Below are 14,837 nucleotides of genomic sequence, written 5' to 3' on the forward strand. Positions count from 1 at the left end.
GGGCCAGCGCGACGGTGACGACGGCGTCGACGAGGAGGGTGAGGGCGATGAACGCCTGGAAGTAGCTGAGGCCCGGCAGCAGCGCCGGGGAGAGGATCACCAGGGCGGCGCCCGGCGGGTACTGCCACATGACGTCGTCGAGCGGGAAGACGCCGGTGACCAGCTGTTCGTACCAGCCGAAGTAGATGCGGTGGACCTCGCCGTTGATCTCGTCCCCGACCTGGCCGAACAGACCGGCGACCAGGGCGACCTGGAGGAGGCGGGTGACGCACCAGGTGGCGGCGAGGGGGACGGGGGAGGGCCGGGGAAGGACCGCGGGGGCCGGGGGAGCGGCCGGGGCGTGGGAGGCGAGCTGCTGGGGCGTCATCGCCGGGATCTTAAAACGTCCGCGCCCGGTTTCCGGTCCGGCGGCCCCGAACCCGGCTCACCGGGCCTTCCTCGCACGGCTCACCGGGCCTTTCCCTCCCCGACTTCACCGGGCCTTTCCCTCCCCGACTTCACCGGGCCCTTCCCCGCCCGGTCTGCCGGCACCCGGCTCACCGGGCCTTGCCGTCGGTCGATTCCTCGTAGGCGGCGACCACGTCCTTTGCCGGTCCGTCCATCCGCAGCGCGCCCGATTCCAGCCACAGGGCCCGGTCACAGGTGTCGGTGATCGTCCGGTTGTGGTGGCTGACGAGGAAGACCGTGCCCGCCTCCTTGCGCAGTTCGTTGATCCGGTCCTGGCTGCGGCGCTGGAACCGGGCGTCGCCCGTCGACAGCGCCTCGTCGATCATCAGCACCTCGTGGGACCTGGCCGCGGCGATGGCGAACTTGAGCCGGGCCGCCATGCCCGAGGAGTACGTCCGCATGGGCAGCGACACGAAGTCGCCCTTCTCGTCGATGCCGGAGAAGTCGACGATCGAGTCGTAGCGCTCCCTGATCTCCGCGCGCGTCATGCCCATGGCGAGGCCGCCGAGCACGACGTTCCGTTCGCCCGTCAGATCGTTCAGCAGGGCGGCGCTCACACCGAGCAGCGAGGGCTGCCCCTGGGTGAACACCCGGCCCCGGTCGGCGGGGAGGAGCCCGGCCACCGCTTTGAGGAGGGTCGATTTGCCGGACCCGTTGGAGCCGATCAGGCCGATCGCCTCGCCTCTGTGCGCGACGAAGCTGACGCCCTTCACGGCGTGCACCTCGCGCACGGAAGGCGACGGTGCGCGGGAGACGAGCCTGCGGAACGCGGAGACTGCGCTGCCGCGTCCGGTGCCCGCGGTGTGCACCGGTCCTGTGCCCGCCGTGTGCACCCGGTGGACGACGTGCAGGCCGTCGACGACGACGGTGGGGGTCCCGCCCATGGGGTCGGTGTGCTCAGCCACGTCCGTACCGCTCCTCCGCCAGCCAGAAGTACACGAAGCCGCCGGTGCCCGCGACGAGCGCCCAGCCGGCCGCCAGCGCCCAGACGTGCGGCGGGAGGCCGGCCGCGCCGTAGCTGTCGATCAGGGCGTACCGCATCAGAGAGATGTAGACGGCCGCCGGGTTGCACTCCAGGAGCAGCCGCACGCCTGCCGGAATGCTGTCGTCCTTGAGCAGGTGCGCCATGCTCCACATCACCCCGGACGCGTACATCCACGTACGCAGCAGGAACGGCAGTAGCTGCGCCAGGTCCGGCGTACGGGCCGCCAGCCGGGCCAGTACGAGCGACAGACCGGTGCTGAAGACCGCCTGGAGCGCGAGGGCGGGGACCGCCAGCAGCCAGGACGGCTGCGGGAGCTGACCGCAGCAGACGAGGATCGCGGCCAGCACCCCGAGCGAGATCAGCAGCTGCTGGAGCTGGAGCAGGGCGTACGAGACGGGCAGTGCGGCACGCGGGAAGTGCAGGGCGCGCACCAGGCCGAGGTTGCCGCTGATCGCCCGGGCGCCCGCCGTGAGGGTGTTCTGCGTGAAGGACCACACGAAGACGCCGGTGACCAGGTACGGGACGAAGTCGGCCACGCCGTCCTTGGTGTGCATCAGCTCGCCGAAGACGAAGTAGTACACGGCCGCGTTGAGCAGCGGGGTCAGCACCTGCCAGAGCTGGCCGAGCCGCGCCTGGCTGTACTGCGAGGTCAGCCGGGCGGTGGCGAAGGCCGCCACGAAGTGACGGCGGGACCACAGCAGGCGGGCGTACTCGGGCAGCGGTGGCCGGGCGCCGCTCACGGTGAGGCCGTGCCGGACGGCGTACGCGCCGAGATCGGGCGGGAGGGGTGCTGGCGCGTCGGGCGGGAGGGGTGCTGTCGGGTCGGACGGGAGTGCTGCGGGGGAACTCATGGAGGCCATGGGGGCTGCTTTCGCCGAGACCGGAGGCTGCGTCGGGACGAGCCCGGAGATTGCGTCGGGACGGGTCCGTATCGTCGTGGCGTCGACAGTAGGCCGGGGTGACGTCGAAACGCAACCGTTCCGTCGTGACGCTAGGATTCGGGCCATGACGAGCGACGAGACCGGCCCGCTGACCCCCGCCGCCTCAAAGAGGGCACCCGCAGGTGCGGCGGTGCTGCGGGAGGACGTCACCGACGCCATCCGCACCGCCGTCTTCGCCGAACTGGCCGCGGTCGGCTACGCACGGATGTCCATCGAGGGCATCGCCCGCCGCGCGGGAGTCGGCAAGACCGCCGTCTACCGGCGCTGGCGCTCCAAGCTGCACCTCGTCCTGGACCTGGTGCGGGCCTTCGCCGCGGAAGGTCTCCCCGCGCCCGCCACCGACTCGCTCCGCGGCGACGTCCGAGCCCTCCTCGAAGTCGCCTCGCACGCGCTGCGTCACCCTGTCGCCTCACAGGTCATCCCCGACCTGCTGGTGGAATCCGTGCGCAACCCGGAGATCGCCCAGGCCATCAGGGCCGCCCTGCTCGACCCCCAGTACGGAGTCGCGGCCGGAGTCGTCCGGGACGCCGTCGCACGTGGCGAACTGTCCGAGGGGGCCGACGTGGACCGGGCCCTGGACCTCATCGTGGGTCCGCTCTACTGGCGCCTGGTCGTCGTCCGCACCGAGCCGTCCGCCGGATACGCCGCCTATCTGGACGACCTCGCGACCGCCGCCGTCGCCGCGCTCGTCGCCTGAACGAGTGCCACCTTTGGTGCAATGTTGACAACGGGGGTGAAGAACCAGCCCCGTTGAGAGATCCTCCTTGGGCTGACGTCACAGGGAGAGAAACCATGCACCAGTCCGCTTACGACCAGATGGCCCTCTGCGTGAAGGAGTACATGCCCGTATCGAAGCGACACCGCGTTGTCGACCTCGGTTCGCGCATTTCACCTGGTCAGAGCCTGACCCACCGCGCCCTGCTGGCCGACCACAAGATCGACTACGTGGGTGTCGACGTCCTCGACGGGCCGAATGTGAACCGGGTCATGACCGACCCGTACCGCATTCCGCTCAAGTCGCGCAGTGCCGACATCGTCCTCTCGGGCCAGGCGTTCGAGCACATTCCGTTCTTCTGGGCCTCGATCATGGAGATCGGCCGCGTGCTGCGTCCCGGCGGGCACGCCTTCATCACCGCGCCCTCGCGCGGCAACGCGCACGACGCCCAGGACTGCTGGCGCTACTACCCGGACGGTTTCCGGGCGATGGCCGCGTACTGCGGTCTGGAACTGCGCGAAGCGTTCACCGACTTCCCGCCGTCGAAGGGCATCCGGCACGACTACGAAGCCATCGACGCCAAGCACGCCTACTGGGGCGACTCGGTCGGCGTCTTCCGCAAGCCGAGCCGCGCGCCCCACCTGCCGTACCGCATCTCGCGTGCGGTCGTGCGCGAGGTGACGATCCGCTGGGCGAACCACATCGGCGGCGTCGAAGGCATCCCGGTGCCGGGCGCGATCGCCGGCCGTGAACTGGCGGGCAGGCCCAAGCAGGTGCCGGCCCCGGCCGAGGCGACGAAGTAGGACACCGGCGCGGCAGCAGCCGCGCACGGGGGCGGCGGACCAGGCACGCTCCGAGCAGCTTGGTCCGCCGCCTTCGCCTTACCCGCGGCCCGAGCTGTCCGAGCCACCCGGGCCGCCCGAGCCGCCCGAGCCAGCCAGGCCGCCCGGGCCGTCCAAGCCGGCCGAGCCAGCCAGGCCGCCCGGGCCCGCGCTCGTAGCGCCACACGAGCCGGTGCCCGGAGCGCCGCCCGAGCCCGTGCACGCCCGCCCGAGGGGCCGCCGCGCTGTCACCCGAACGCCCGCACGTCGAAGGCCGAGGGCGTGCTCCCGGCCGTTGCAGGGTGACGGAGGACAGCAATCCCCTCCGGAGGGCGACGCAGCATGGCCCCCACACATCCCGCCGCCTCCGCAAGGGGGTACGACGGCGTGCGGGACAACGCCCCGCGCTCGGGCGTCGGTCACTGCCCCGAGGAAGGGCCGCCGAGTCGCCCCCGGCGACGGACGACGGTTCCCGATCTGGTCCTCGGCGGCATCCTCTGCTTCCTGTGCTGCGTTGCTTGGCGGCTGCCCTGGGCCGGTGACCTGGGCCAGCACGCGGCGGTCATCGACCGGCTGCGGCACGACCTGGCCGACCCCGGCAGCCCTCTGGTGGATCGCCCCGGCAGCGGCAGCCCGTACTACACGCCCTACACCGTCGCGGCTGCTCTCCTCGCCCGCGCGACAGGCGCGGGGCCGCTGTCGGTGATGAGTGCCTGCGGGATGGTCAACTCCCTTGCCCTGCTGGCCGGACTCCGGATCTTTGTCCGGACATTGACCGCCCGCCCTTGGGCGCCCGCCCTCACCGCACTGTGCATGCTCTTCCTGTGGGGAACGCGGCTGTTCCTGTGGAGCGGCAATGTGTCGCTGTCCGCACTGTGCATGTCGCTGTCGTACCCGAGCCTGTTCGCCTTCGCTCTCGGCCTGTACCTGTGGTCGCGCCTCCTGAGGGCGGGGCGCGAGGACACCGGAGCGGCCCACTGGGCGGTGACCGGGCTGCTGGTCGGCTGCCTCGTACTGATCCACCCCGTGATGGCCGTGGGGGCACTGATCGGCTGCCCCGCGATGTTCGCGGGGACGGTCCGCCGGATCGGCCCGCGCACGCTGGCGCGCTGCTCCACGGGTGCGGTCACGGCGCTGCTGCCGATCTTCTTCTGGCCGTACGGCAGCATCCTCTCGCTCCCGGACACCTCCGCCCTGGACGCCTTCCACATCTCGGCCTACGAACGGATCCCTCAGCGCTACGGGCTGGCACTTCTCGGCCTGCCCGCCCTGCTGCTCAGGCTGCGCCGCTCCCGGCGCGACCCCCTGGTGCTGATGTGCCTGGGTACGGCCACCGTGGCCGCGTACGGCTGGGTCACCGGGCACTACACGTGGGGGCGGGTCATTCCCTACCTGCTGTTCGGGCTGCAGTGTGCGTCGGCGATCGAACTGTGCGCCCCGTGGCCGCGCAGCGTGCGCGCCCGAGTGCGCCGGGGGCTGCTCGCCGCGGTTCTCGCCGTCGCACTGTCGTACAGCGCCCGGGTGCAGGCGGGCGCGCTGCTGTACGTGGTGCCCGCCCATCGGCTGCCCGCGAGCTTCACCGCCAGGGTTCAATACCTGCCTGTTTGGCCGGGATTCGACTGGGCGGCACGCCATTTCCGGTACGGAGACGTGGTATTGACCAATGACTACGAAGGCCTGCGGATGCTCCCGGGCTACGGCGTCTACACGGTGATGCCGGCCTGGCCCCAGCCGGAGATCCCCAGGCCGGAGAGCGTGCGACGGGCCGCGGACGTGGCCCGGGCCCTGGACACGCGGGCAGATGGAAGGAAAAGAAGGAAAGCGGTGTGCAGCGGGGGTGCCGACTGGCTTCTCCTCACCAGGGAACAGTCAATCCCTCCTGGTCAGGGCTTTGTTCAGACGGCAGAAGGCCCTGACGGGATGCGGCTGGTACGGGTCGTTCTCCGCTGCTGACGCCGGTAAACCAAGTGGCCAAATGTTGACGAGATATAGGCGGGAGGCTGCTTTTCCGCGTACTGTCCGTGCGCATGGTATGGCGTAACGCCGTGAATGGCGTCCTTCAGCAACTGACCGGCTACCAGCTGCGACGCGTCCCGGTTCCCGGCCAACGACCCCGTCAGACGGCGCGTCCCGCGTCTGCTGCCCCGGCCCCCGCGCCCAAACCCAAGCCCAACCCCGGCATCAAGTTTCCCGCCGACTACGACGACGGTGCGAAGGACATCATCCGTGCGGTGAAGCCGTACTCGATGACCTCCCCCGAGCGTCTCAACGCTTTCATCCTTGCCACCCGCCACGTCGTCAAGCACAACATCCCCGGCGCGATCGTCGAGTGCGGTGTGTGGCGCGGCGGCAGCATGCAGGCCTGTGCGAAGACCCTGCTGGCAGAGGGGGTCGAGGACCGCGACCTGTACCTTTTCGACACGTTCGAAGGAATGACGCCGCCCACCGACGAAGACAAGCGCCTCGACGGGAAGTCGGCGCAGGAACTCCTCGACATCCAGGGCAAGGACCGGCCGATCTGGGCCGTCGCCACCCTGGACGACGTCAAGTCCGGCTTCGAGAAGGTTCCTTACCCGGACAAGCACATCCACTACGTGCAGGGCAAGGTCGAGGACACCGTCCCGGGCGAGGCGCCGGAGCAGATCTCCATCCTGCGTCTGGACACCGACTGGTACGCCTCGACCAAGCACGAGCTGCAGCACCTCTACTCACGTCTGGTGAGCGGCGGCGTGCTGCTGATCGACGACTACGGGTACTGGCAGGGCTCGCGGCAGGCCGTCGACGAGTTCCTGGAGGAGACGGGCGAGCAGCTGCTGCTGCTGCGCATGGACGAGGGGCGCATCGCGATCAAGCCGTGAGGCGTTGAATCCGTGCGGCTTCGCATACATACGTGTTTGAGTGCATACGTGTTGAGTCCATACGTATCGAGTACATGCGTATCGAGTGCATGCGGCGTTGAGCGCAGACGTGTCGCGCGCATAGGTGCTGAGCGCACGAGGCGTTGACTGCATGCGGCGTCGACTGTGTGGGAGGGGCCCGGCGGAATCCGTCCGGGCCCTTCCTGCGTGCACGTCCTGCCCACGTGCGTACGTGCGTACGTGCGTGCCTTGTGCGACCGTCATTCAGCGAAGCTCTGCGGGCAGGAGGTCGGAAACGGCCTGTGCGGTCGTCCGAGCGTCTGCGGTCATGTGCCCGGTCGTCTGTGCGTCCTGCTGGGCGGGCAGTACGGACGTGGGCGCCGCCGGTCCTGTGAGCGCGCCGGGCCCGGACGCGGGGGCCGGAGTGCGGTCCTCCAGGGGTACGAAGAGGGGCAGGCCTCCGGTCTGGCCGAGGAACACGCGGCGTACGACGCGCTCCGCCGCGAACCCGTCGTCGTACGGGCAGAACCGGGCGCGGAAAGCGGCACGCAGCTGCGCGGAGCGCGAGCCGCGCCAGTGGCCGGTCCGGAAGATGTCGATCAGCTCGTCGTCGTTGCGGGCGATCGCGCCGGGCGGGAAGTCGCGGATGTCGAAGTAGGTGCCGCGGGCCGCTTCGTACGCCTCCCAGTCGTCGATGTGCAGGACGATCGGGCGGTCGAGGTTGGCGTAGTCGAACATCAGCGACGAGTAGTCCGTGATCAGGGCGTCCGAGGCCAGACAGAGTGACTCGATCGAGTGATGTTCGCTCACATCGACGATTCGGGCACTGCTGTGGGAACTCGCGTGGTGCAGCGGGCCGTTGGCGAAGTAGTGGGCACGGGTCAGGATCACGTGCCGGGGCCCGAGGGACCGGGCGATGCGTTCGAGGTCGAGCGTGAGGCGCTGGGTCCGCCGGTAGTCGCGGTGCGTCGGAGCGTAGAGGACGGCGGTGGTGCCTTCGGGAATGTTCAGCGACTCGCGGATCCGGGCGACGTCGCCGGCGGTGGCGGTCTGGAAGACGTCGTTGCGCGGATAGCCGTGTTCGAGGGTGGTGTAGGCGGAGGGGTAGGCCCTTCCCCAGACGAGGGAGGAGTGGCGGTTGGAGGAGAGCAGGTAGTCCCACTTGTCGGTGTTCGCGAGCAGCTTCTCGAAGTCCATGTCCGCGGCGGGGCGGTCCTGGAGGTCGAGGCCCATCGACTTCAGCGGGGTGCCGTGCTGGGTCTGCAGGAGGACCTGGCCGGGGCGCTTGGCGAGTCGGTGGTCGAAGTTGACGTTGTTCACCAGGTACTTGGCGCGGGCCAGCGCACTCCAGTACGCGGCCGAGCCGGGTCGCAGCCGGCGGGTGCCGGTCGGGACGGTGTGGGCGTGTGCGGGGGTGGTGATCCACGAGGTGCGGACGTGCGGGGCGAGTTCGCGGACCTTGGCCTCCAGGGCGGCCGGGTTGCAGGCGTAGCCACGGCCCCAGTACGCGGCGAACACCGCCTGGTCGTCGCGGAGGGGCAGCCGCAGCTGGATGCGGTAGTGCAGCTGCATGGCGGCCGACCGGGTGGCGCGCAGGACGGCGCGGGTCCGGCCGGTGACGGTGCGGCGCACGGTCTGGGCCAGGGCCAGGGCCCGGTACGTGCGGTGGCTGCCCAGCCGGACGAGGGCCTGCCGCAGCCGGGTACTGGGCGAGGGGGCCGCGATGCGGGGCGCGGTGGGCGCGCCGATGCTGCCGAAGCCGGCGGTGCCCACAGGGCCGGCGGCGGCGACGCGCAGGGCGCTGTCGTCCTCGGCGGCGGTGCCGGGGACGGTACGTGCCGCGACGTTGGGCATGGAGCCGGGGGCGGTGCGTGCCGCGGCGCTGAGCGTGGAGCCGGGGGTGGGACGTGCCGCGGAGCCGGGAGCGGTGCGTGCCGGGGTGCCGAGTGTGGAGGCTCCGGGGTCTGCCGTGGTGGCCTCGGCGGGGGTGGCGCCGTCGTGTGCCGGGGTGCGGGGTGCGGTGGCGGTGGCCGAGGGCCGGCCGAGGGTGGCTCCGTCGTGGGTTGCGCCGGGGGCCGGGGAGCTCGTCGGCGGGGTGCTCTCGTCGGTGGCTGCGGCCTCGGCGACCACGGTCGCGGCGGCGCGGGCCGCTGCGTTCCGGGCGGCGGCGCTGCGGGCGGCGATGCCGCGGGGGCGGGCCGGGGTGCGGGAGAGGACCGCGTCAGGGGTGCGGTACTGGCGGCAGTGTGCGCGGGCCCTGCGGAAGAACTCGGCGCGGCAGCCCTTGGGGAGGCGGCCGGGCCGGGTGAAGACGGTGCCGAAGTGGTCGATCATGCGGCGGTAGATCACCGGCCGCCAGCCCGCCAGTTCCGGGCGGGAGTCGAGGAAGGCGAAGACCCGGTCGTACTGGTCGAACAGGTCGAAGTGCTTGCGGGAGGTGGTGGAGAGGATGCTGCCCTGGCGGCGCTGGCGGTAGTGGACGCACACCTCGTCGAGGGTGGAGATCGAGGACGCCGCCATCAGGACGGGGTAGGTCCAGGGGGTGTCCTCGTAGTAGCCGGACGGGAAGGCGAAGCCCTGGCGTTCGACGAATTCGCGGCTGTACGCCTTGTTCCAGGCGACCATCAGGACGCGGAGCAGCCCGGGGCGGTCGGCGAGGGCGAAGGAGGCGGGGCCCTTCTCGTGCAACTCGGCGCTGAGCTGGTTGCGTTCGGCCTCCCCCGTCCAGAACGTACGGGCGTAGTCGAAGACCAGGACGTCGGGGGAGTCCGACTCCTTGAGGCGGTCGGAGATCGACTGGAGGGCGCCGGGAGTGAGGGTGTCGTCGCTGTCGAGGAAGAGGAGGTAGTCGCCTCGGGCCAGTTCGAGACCGACGTTGCGGGCGTTGCCCAGGCCGCCGTTCTCCGTCAGGTGCACGGCGTGGACCCGTGGGTCCCGGGCCGCGTACTCGTCGATGAGGTCGCCGCACGCGTCCGGTGAGCAGTCGTCCACCGCGATCAGTTCGAGGTCGTCGAAGGACTGGGCCAGCACCGAGTCCAGGCACTCCTCCAGGTATTCCTGGACCTGGTAGGCGGGCACGATCACGCTGAACCGGGGCACGGCACATCCATGGGGTCGACGCGGGCAGGACGGCCGCGCCCGGCAGGCGGGCGGGTCGTATGCCCGGCAACGGACCCCGGACGGGGACGGTTACGCGGGATGTGGCATACGGGGGAAGTTCGGAAAAGGGCCTACTCGTACGGGTGGTTCGGAGAGTTGACTCCGAACCACCCGTGGAGAGCGCCGAGTTGGTGGACGGCTACTTCACCGCACCCGCCATCACGCCCGACACGAACTGCTTCTGGAACGCGAAGAACACGATCAGCGGGATCACCATCGAGATGAACGCACCCGGTGCGAGGACGTCGATGTTGTTGCCGAACTGGCGGACCTGCTGCTGGAGCGCCACGGTGATCGGCGGGTTGGTGGCGTCCGCGAAGATCAGCGCGATCAGCATGTCGTTCCACACCCACAGGAACTGGAAGATGCCCAGCGAGGCGATCGCCGGACCGCCCAGCGGCATGACGACCCGGGTGAACAGCCGGATCTCGCCCGCCCCGTCGAGCCGCGCCGCCTCCAGGAGTTCGCGCGGGATCTCCGCGAAGAAGTTGCGGAGGAGGAAGATCGCGAAGGGGAGGCCGAAGGCGACGTGGAAGAGGACCACGCCCATCGTCGTCTCGAAGATGCCGACCACGCCGAACATCTTCGCCACCGGTACGAGCGCCACCTGCACCGGCACCACCAGCAGCCCCACGACCGCCATGAACCACCAGTCCCGGCCCGGGAAGTCCATCCAGGCGAAGGCGTACCCGGCGAGCGCGCCGATCACCACGACCAGCACCGTCGCGGGCACGGTGATCAGGGCCGTGCTGAGCAGGGAGTTGGTGACGGTGTCGTTCTCCAGGATGGACGAGTAGTTCTTGAGGGTCAGCTCCGCGGGCGCGGTGAAGACCTTCCACCACCCGGTCGCGGCGATGTCGGACGCGTCGCGCAGCGAGGAGATCATCAGCCCGACGGTCGGCATCAGCCAGAACAGCCCGACCAGGATCAGGAAGATCCGCATCAGGCCGCCGCCGGCCCCGGCCGCGATGCGGGCCGGCAGGGACCGTTTCGCCTTCACGATGTCAGTCGAGAGTGTCATCGGCCCTGCTCCTTCCGCATGCGGCGGATGTTTCTGTGCTGTCCCGGGGGACGACCCCCGGACCCCCGGCAGAGCCATGGCCGGTGAGTGCTTCCCCCGGTCATCGGCCCTGCTCCTTCCGCATGCGGCGGATGTTGAAGAGCATCACCGGGATCACCAGCAACAGCAGGAACACCGCGATGGCACTGCCGATGCCGAGGTCCGCATCGTCCCCGAACGACGACTGGTAGAGCTGGAGCGCGAGAACGTTCGCATCGTCCAGCGAGTCGCCCGGCGCGATGATGAAGACCAGGTCGAAGATCTTCAGGACGTTGATCATCAGGGTGACGGTGACGACCGCGAGGACCGGGGCCAGCAGGGGCACCGTGATCCGGCGGAACACCTGCCACTCGTTCGCCCCGTCCACCCGCGCGGCCTCCAGGAGTTCACGTGGCAGGCTCGCCAGCCCCGCAGCGATGAGCACCATGGCGAATCCGGCCCACATCCATACGTACGAACCGATGATGGCCGGGGTCACCACACTCGGACCGAGCCAGTTGACGCCGTTGTACTGCTCGCGGAAGTTGCTTGCCGGGAGGCGGAGTTCGGCACCCTCCGCCTTGGCGGAGAGGGAGAACGAGCCGTCCGCGGCGGCTTCGGCGGAGTCGACCACCTTGCCGTCCTTGACCGCCTCGATCTTGATGCCCTTGAGCCCCGCCTCCAAGCTGTCGATGACGTTCGGCTTCCCGCCGCCGCCCTTGGTGAAGTCCAGCCACGCCGTCCCGGTGATCCGGTCGGGAGCCGTCGCCGGGGCCTTCGCGGGCTTCGCGTCCTTCGGCATCTGCGCCGCCGCGACACCGATCAGGGGCAGATTGACCTGCTGCCCGGCCTTCACCGGCTGTTTGGTGAGGTACGCACCGCCGCCCGCCGCCTTCAGCGGATGGACCGGCAGCGGCCGGGCCTTGGGGAAGCCCGAGGACTCGGCGAACGTGTCGTGCACGCCCACCCAGACCGCGTTGGCCACCCCGCGGTCCGGGTCCTGCTCGTACACCAGGCGGAAGATGATGCCCGAGGCGAGCATCGAGATCGCCATCGGCATGAAGACGACCAGCTTGAACGCGGTGCCCCAGCGGATCCGCTCGGTGAGCACGGCGAAGATCAGGCCGAGCGCGGTCGAGACGGTCGGGGCGACGACCACCCAGATCAGGTTGTTCTTGATCGCCGTGAGGATGGTGTCGTCGGTGAAGAGGCTGGCGTAGTTGTCGAAACCGGCGAAGCCGGTGCCGGCCTTGTCGAAGAAGCTGCGGTAGACGGAGTACCCGATCGGGTAGACCACGAGCGCGCCCAGCAGGACGAGCGCGGGCAGCAGGAAGCCGGCCGCGACCAGTTTGCGTGTGCCGGTCACGCTCTTGTGCTTTTCCGGGGTGGCGGGGGGCGGCGTCACGCCTGCCGCGCCCCCCGCGGTCGCTGAGGTCACGGCGTCAGTTCTTGTACGCCGCGGCTGCGTCGGTCTCCAGCTTCTGCTGCGTACCCGCGATGTCCTTCGGGTTCCGCAGGAAGTCCTGGAGGGTCTTCCACTCGCCCTTGCCCGGCGTGCCGCCGAACGACTGCGGCGCCTGGTCCGACATGTCGAAGCGGAAGTCGTCGCCCGCCCCGACCAGCGCCTTCGCGATGTCGCGCAGCGTGTCGTTGGGGTACGCCGACATGTCCAGGGACTTGTTCGGCGAGATGAATCCGCCCGCACCGGCCGAGATCTTCGCCGCGTCCGTGGAGGCCAGGAAGGTCATCAGCGCCTTCGTCGCCTTCGTGTCCTTCAGCGCCACCGCGACGTCGCCGCCGGTCACCACCGGGGACTTGTCGCCGACCGCGGGGAACGGGAAGACCTTGGCGTCGGTACCGAGCTTGGCCTTCGTCTGGCCGATGTTGACCGCGACGAAGTCGCCCTCGAAGACCATCGCGCCCTTGGGCGTGTCACCACCCGTGAAGGTCTGCTCCACCGACTTGGGGAACGGGGTGCCGACCGCGCCCTTGGCGCCGCCGACCAGGTAGTTGTCCTTGCCGAAGAGCTGCGCGAGGGTGGTCAGCGCGTCCTTCACGGACGGGTCCGTCCACTTGATCTTGTGCTGGGCGAGCTGGTCGTACTTCTCCGGGCCCGCCTGCGAGAGGTAGATGTTCTCGAACCAGTCGGTGAGGGTCCAGCCGTCCGAGCCGCCGACCGAGACCGGGGTGACGCCGGACTGGGAGATCGTCTCGGCGGTGGCGAGGAAGTCCTTCCAGGTCTTGGGCTCGGTGGCGCCCGCGTTCTCGAAGGCCTTGGCGTTGTACCAGACCAGGGACTTGTTCGCGGCCTTGTAGTACACCCCGTACTGGGTGCCGCCCACGGCCGCGATGTCCTTCCAGCCCTTGGTGTAGTTCTTGTCCAACTGGGCCTGGGTGGTCGCGTCGAGGGGCTTCAGCCACTTCTTCTCGACGGCCTGCTTGAGTGCCCCGGGCTGCTGCAGCAGGGCGACGTCCGGGGGAGTGCCGCCGGAGATCTTCGAGCCGAGGTACGTGAGCATGGCGTCCTGGGTCGGCACATAGGTGACCGTCGCCCCGGTGCGGCTCTCGAACTCCTTGAGCACCTTCTTGAAGTTCTCGCCCTCGGGACCCGTCCAGACCGCGATCACCTGGAGCTTCTCGCCGTCCAGCTTGGGCAGCCGGAGGGAGTCCGCAGGGGGCTTGGGAACATCCGGCCCCGTGGTTTTGGTGCCGCCCGGCTTGTCCGCGCCGCCGCAGCCGGTGAGGGCGAGCGCGCCCACGGCGGCGACGGCTACGGCGGCCCGGCGGGCCTGCCTGCCCGACCTGCGGGCGTGGCTCCGCCGGTCCTGTTGGTTTCGCTCGCGAGAAGTTGTGCGCATCACTGGCCCCGTCTCTCCCGTACACGTTCTGACCGGCCCGACCGCCGCTCTTTACTGTCCCGTTTACGTTCCCGTGGGTCAGTCCTACGCCCGGCGGTGGTGGCCCGCAATAGTGTCTTCGGTGTCAACTTGGCTTTCGTGATGGGCTCGTGACGTCCAGTCAGGGACATGTGACGTCAAGTCGGTGGATCAGTGCATGGATCAGCGCACCTCCTGAGGTGTGTCCAGCGGGGGCAGGGGTGCGGCGTTGACCGTACGGGCCGCGCGGTCGAGGGCGCTGGCCAGCAGTGCGAGGTCGGTGGGGCCGTTGCCCAGCTCGCGGACCGGGCGGCGGGTGGGCGGGTCGCCCATCCGCTCCCACTCCAGCGGGACCACGGTGGGCCGCTGGGTCGCCGTCCGCGGGATGCGGCCGGTGACCCGGCCGCCCTGGAGCGGCGTCACCGCGCCGTCGGCGTACAGCAGCCGGCCGCGGCCGGGGGCGGGGTCCTCCGGCGCGGGAGCCGTGGGCGGAGGGTCGAGTACGACGCGCAACAGCCGCTCCCCCTTGGCCAGTTCGGTGTCCGCCGTACGGTCGGGGCGGGCCGAGGCCGCGACCAGGTGCACCCCGAGCCGCTCGCCGTGCCGGGCCACCGCCTCCAGGGCGCGTACGACAGAACCGGCGGAGGGCCGTCCCGTACTGCCGAGGGCGGGCGCGACCAAGGCGTCGAAGTCGTCGACGAGCACCACGAGCCGGGGCAGCGGCGAGGGCCCGCCACCGGCCTGGGCCTGCCGCTCCCGCTCCCGCTCCCGCGTCGCGGCGGGCCGCAGCCGCAGGGTGCCGGTGCCGGGAGCCTCGACATCGGCGCGGGTGTCGGCGCGGGCGTCGCTCCGCACGTCGGCGCGGGCCTCCGCGCGGGCGCCGCCGAGGGCGTCCGTGCGCTGGGATCCGATGGAGGCGTACGGGGCGCCTGTCCTGCCGGGGTCGCCGGGCGCGCTCCCGGCGCCGGGGGCCGCGCCGGGGCCCGGTCCGGTCCG

Annotated in this window: 10 protein-coding genes and 2 pseudogenes; 4 read left to right on the top strand and 8 right to left on the bottom strand. The window is 70.4% G+C overall.

The window, feature by feature from the left end; translation table 11 throughout:
* The 3 genes and pseudogenes from ACWGIG_RS27225 to ACWGIG_RS27235 all read right to left on the bottom strand — a co-directional run.
* A pseudogene (locus tag ACWGIG_RS27225) lies at positions 1–367 on the bottom strand (hypothetical protein); the annotation flags it as partial.
* Positions 368–536: 169 nt separating this feature from the next.
* Positions 537–1,331 carry an ABC transporter ATP-binding protein gene (locus ACWGIG_RS27230; protein WP_453324323.1) on the bottom strand — a complete coding sequence of 265 codons (795 nt, stop codon included), beginning with the start codon at positions 1,329–1,331 and terminating at the stop codon, positions 537–539.
* Between the two features lie 13 nt (positions 1,332–1,344).
* Entirely contained in the window at positions 1,345–2,283 is a 939-nt protein-coding gene (locus ACWGIG_RS27235; RefSeq protein WP_453324314.1) for an ABC transporter permease, read from the bottom strand.
* 154 nt (positions 2,284–2,437) lie between these two features.
* On the opposite strand from ACWGIG_RS27235, the gene ACWGIG_RS27240 reads away from it, so the two are divergent.
* From ACWGIG_RS27240 to ACWGIG_RS27255, 4 genes are all read left to right on the top strand, one after another.
* Complete coding sequence (locus tag ACWGIG_RS27240; protein ID WP_453324315.1) at positions 2,438–3,070, top strand: TetR/AcrR family transcriptional regulator; 633 nt, start codon at positions 2,438–2,440, stop codon at positions 3,068–3,070.
* Between the two features lie 95 nt (positions 3,071–3,165).
* Entirely contained in the window at positions 3,166–3,891 is a 726-nt protein-coding gene (locus ACWGIG_RS27245) for a methyltransferase domain-containing protein (RefSeq protein WP_453324316.1), read from the top strand.
* A gap of 360 nt (positions 3,892–4,251) precedes the next feature.
* On the top strand, positions 4,252–5,862 hold the full coding sequence (locus ACWGIG_RS27250; protein WP_453324317.1) for a hypothetical protein: 1,611 nt from the start codon (positions 4,252–4,254) through the stop codon (positions 5,860–5,862).
* 74 nt (positions 5,863–5,936) lie between these two features.
* Positions 5,937–6,767, top strand: coding sequence for a TylF/MycF/NovP-related O-methyltransferase (locus ACWGIG_RS27255; RefSeq protein WP_453324318.1), 831 nt, complete (start codon positions 5,937–5,939; stop codon positions 6,765–6,767).
* 264 nt (positions 6,768–7,031) lie between these two features.
* Here ACWGIG_RS27255 and ACWGIG_RS27260 read toward each other — a convergent pair whose 3' ends face one another.
* The 5 genes and pseudogenes from ACWGIG_RS27260 to ACWGIG_RS27280 form a co-directional block, all read right to left on the bottom strand.
* Positions 7,032–9,866 carry a CDP-glycerol glycerophosphotransferase family protein gene (locus ACWGIG_RS27260; RefSeq protein ID WP_453324319.1) on the bottom strand — a complete coding sequence of 945 codons (2,835 nt, stop codon included), beginning with the start codon at positions 9,864–9,866 and terminating at the stop codon, positions 7,032–7,034.
* Between the two features lie 199 nt (positions 9,867–10,065).
* Positions 10,066–10,947, bottom strand: a complete 882-nt coding sequence (locus tag ACWGIG_RS27265) for a carbohydrate ABC transporter permease (RefSeq protein ID WP_453324320.1) — start codon at positions 10,945–10,947, stop codon at positions 10,066–10,068.
* Between the two features lie 100 nt (positions 10,948–11,047).
* Entirely contained in the window at positions 11,048–12,403 is a 1,356-nt protein-coding gene (locus ACWGIG_RS27270) for a carbohydrate ABC transporter permease (RefSeq protein WP_453324321.1), read from the bottom strand.
* A gap of 4 nt (positions 12,404–12,407) precedes the next feature.
* Positions 12,408–13,823, bottom strand: a complete 1,416-nt coding sequence (locus ACWGIG_RS27275) for an ABC transporter substrate-binding protein (RefSeq protein WP_453324322.1) — start codon at positions 13,821–13,823, stop codon at positions 12,408–12,410.
* 201 nt (positions 13,824–14,024) lie between these two features.
* Positions 14,025–14,837: pseudogene (locus tag ACWGIG_RS27280) on the bottom strand (hypothetical protein); the annotation flags it as partial.

The sequence above is a fragment of the Streptomyces sp. NPDC054863 genome, from assembly GCF_053610825.1.